This window comes from Candidatus Symbiopectobacterium sp. (genome assembly GCF_020054415.1).
GTDB lineage: Bacteria > Pseudomonadota > Gammaproteobacteria > Enterobacterales > Enterobacteriaceae > Symbiopectobacterium.
In genome coordinates this window covers 1-2,708 of record NZ_JAHWCO010000096.1, presented here as the reverse complement: position 1 = coordinate 2,708, position 2,708 = coordinate 1, and the positions used below count along the sequence as shown (strand labels likewise).

General features: G+C 51.0%; 2 protein-coding genes and 2 pseudogenes. 3 read left to right on the top strand and 1 reads right to left on the bottom strand.

The window, feature by feature from the left end:
* The first annotated feature begins 194 nt into the window (after window positions 1-194).
* Together QZ506_RS02990 and fldB are read left to right on the top strand one after the other, a co-directional pair.
* Window positions 195-1,520, top strand: a pseudogene (locus QZ506_RS02990) (MFS transporter).
* A 306-nt stretch (window positions 1,521-1,826) separates the two neighbouring features.
* Window positions 1,827-2,345 (top strand): flavodoxin FldB, encoded by a 519-nt coding sequence (gene fldB, locus QZ506_RS02985; protein WP_291968964.1) that lies wholly within the window; start codon window positions 1,827-1,829, stop codon window positions 2,343-2,345.
* Here fldB and QZ506_RS02980 read toward each other — a convergent pair.
* Window positions 2,319-2,489, bottom strand: a complete 171-nt coding sequence (locus QZ506_RS02980; RefSeq protein ID WP_291968962.1) for a hypothetical protein — start codon at window positions 2,487-2,489, stop codon at window positions 2,319-2,321. The genes fldB and QZ506_RS02980 overlap by 27 nt on opposite strands.
* Here QZ506_RS02980 and QZ506_RS02975 point away from each other — a divergent pair.
* A pseudogene (locus QZ506_RS02975) lies at window positions 2,409-2,708 on the top strand (IS1 family transposase); the annotation flags it as partial. The gene QZ506_RS02980 and the pseudogene QZ506_RS02975 overlap by 81 nt on opposite strands.

Here is a 2,708-nt window from a genome sequence, read left to right as displayed (position 1 = left end):
GGCTTTGATGCGATCACAAACACGCTTATCACGACTGGTGTCATGAAGGTGTTCGAGTTCGGCTTTTTGCTTGTCGGTAATAAATATCTTCATAGTGGGTGAGCATGATCTTCTTACCGCGTAAAATCAAGCATCTTCAATGATCACGGGTATAGAATGACAGTTCTGTCGATAAAAAAAGATAATAGAGTCCTATGCAAGCCACCATCACGCCCACCCTCGATGCAGAGGCGGACGCAGCCCCGGTTAACTCCCGCAGTAAGGTTGTTGTCGCTTCATTGATCGGAACCGCGATCAAATTTTTCGATTTTTATATCTATGCCACTGCCGCTGTGCTGATTTTCCCGCACATCTTCTTCCCGCAGGGCGATCCGACCGCAGCGACGCTACAGTCGCTCGCCACCTTTGCCATTGCCTTTGTAGCACGTCCGATCGGTTCTGCGCTGTTTGGTCACTTCGGTGACCGCGTCGGCCGTAAGGTGACACTGGTTGCTTCCCTGCTGACCATGGTGATCTCTACCGTGCTGATCGGCCTGCTGCCGACCTACAATAGCATCGGCATTTTCGCACCGTTGCTGCTGGCCTTGGCGCGTTTTGGTCAAGGCCTTGGTCTGGGCGGCGAATGGGGCGGAGCCGCGTTGCTGGCTACCGAAAACGCGCCAGCCCACAAGCGTGCACTGTATGGTTCATTCCCGCAGTTGGGCGCACAGATCGGCTTCTTTTTCGCCAACGGCACGTTCCTGCTGCTCTCCTAGTTGTTAAGCGAAGAGCAATTCATGACCTAGGGATGGAGCGTACCTTTCGTTGCCTCTGCGGTATTGGTCTTGATCGGCCTGTATGTTCGTGTCTCTCTGCACGAAGCGCCCGTGTTTACCAAAGCTATCGAAGCGGGCAAGAAAGTCCACACTCCGCTGGGAACACTGTTGAGCAAGCATCTGAAAGCGACCATTCTTGGCACCTTCATCATGCTTGCCACTTATACGCTGTTCTACATCATGACGGTCTATTCCATGACCTTTGGCACCTAGCCAATCCCCAAAGGGTTGGGTTTCTCGCGTAACAGCTTCCTGTGGATGCTGATGGTAGCGGTTATCGCCTTTGGTCTGCTGATCCCGGTTGGCGGGTTGCTGGCAGATGCCTATGACCGCCGTAAGACCATGATCGTCGTTACCTGCGGCATGCTGCTATTCGCAATGCTGTTCCCGTCCCTGTTAGGGTCTGGCAGCCAACCGTTGGTGATGCTGTTTCTGGTGCTGGGACTGGGCATGATGGGCTTAACCTTCGGCCCGATGGGCGCGTTGATACCTGAACTTTTCCCCACTGAAGTGCGTTATACCGGTGCCTCGTTCTCCTATAACGTATCGTCGATTCTGGGAGCATCGGTTGCACCTTATATCGCCGCCTGGCTGACCGCCAACTACGGGCTGTTCTACGTAGGCGTTTACCTGTTTGCTATGGCATCTTTAACGCTTATCGCATCATTGCTGACCAAAGAAACGCGTCACCAAACGCTTGGTTAAGCCTCACAGGCAAGCGTGAATACGGGTGAAGGGTCATTCTTCAACCGCAGTCTGCTAACCACTCACCTTACTCCTCGTCATCCTCGGCGAAAGCCGGAGATGACTCTGAGAAAAAACGCGTTTCTTCTGCAAGAGATTCCCGCCTTCGCGGGAATGACAAAACGATACCCTAAATAATTCGAGTGACAGGAAAGCAGTAAGTGAACGCGGCCAACGCACCTGCAACTTGAAGTATGACGGATATATACCTCGCTGTAAGATTCAGTTAGGCTAGTGGCAAGTTTGTTTAACACGCTGCAATTGCATATGAAAATTGGTTTGTTCTACGGCTCCAGCACCTGCTACACCGAGATGACAGCGGAAAAGATTCGCGATATTTTGGGCGAATCGCTGCTCGACCTGCATAACGTAAAAGATGCCGATCCGCAGAAGATGGAAGAGTATGAATTCCTGATTCTGTGTATCCCAACGTGGGATTTCGGTGGAATTCAGGAGGATTGGGAAGCCATTTGGGGACAGCTATCCTCGTTGAATCTACAAGGAAAAATCGTTTCGCTGTATGGCATGGGTGACCAGCTAGGCTACGGTGAATGGTTCCTTGATGCCCTCAGTATGTTGCATCAGCAGTTGGCCGCGAGCGGCGCAACCTTTATTGGCTGTTGGCCCATCGAAGGCTATGAGTTCACCACCACCAAGCCACTCACATCAGATGGAAAACGCTTTGTCGTGCTGGCGCTTGATGAAGTGAATCAGTATGACCTGAGCGATGAGCGCTTGCAGCAGTGGTGCGAGCAGATTTTACAGGAAATGGCAGAGCAGCTGTAATCGGGTCGTGTATTCAATATGTTGATTGCAGTGTGAAATGTCCGGTTTTGGATGTGGAATACAGTGGCTAAAGTTGATGTAAGATGCCCGTTTTGTGAACAGACATCTCCTGTGAAAAAACACGGTCATGGCAAAAGTGTCCATCAGCGTTACCGTCGTCAGTCATGCAAACACGGATGGCTACAGGGCTTACAACGACGAACTTCCAAAAGTAAAACAAATACAAATTGTTAGCAAGCTGTATACACAGCGTATTGAGCGTGCACATCTGACACTGCGTAACCGATTGCAACGGCTCAATCGCAAGACGCTCGGATATTCAAAATCATCCGAAATGCACGATAGGATCATCGGTACTTACAT

Coding starts and splice junctions, on each gene's coding strand:
- fldB (WP_291968964.1), top strand. CDS start 1,827: ATGAAAATTGGTTTGTTCTACGGCTCCAGCACCTGCTACACCGAGATG.
- QZ506_RS02980 (WP_291968962.1), bottom strand. CDS start 2,489: ATGGACACTTTTGCCATGACCGTGTTTTTTCACAGGAGATGTCTGTTC.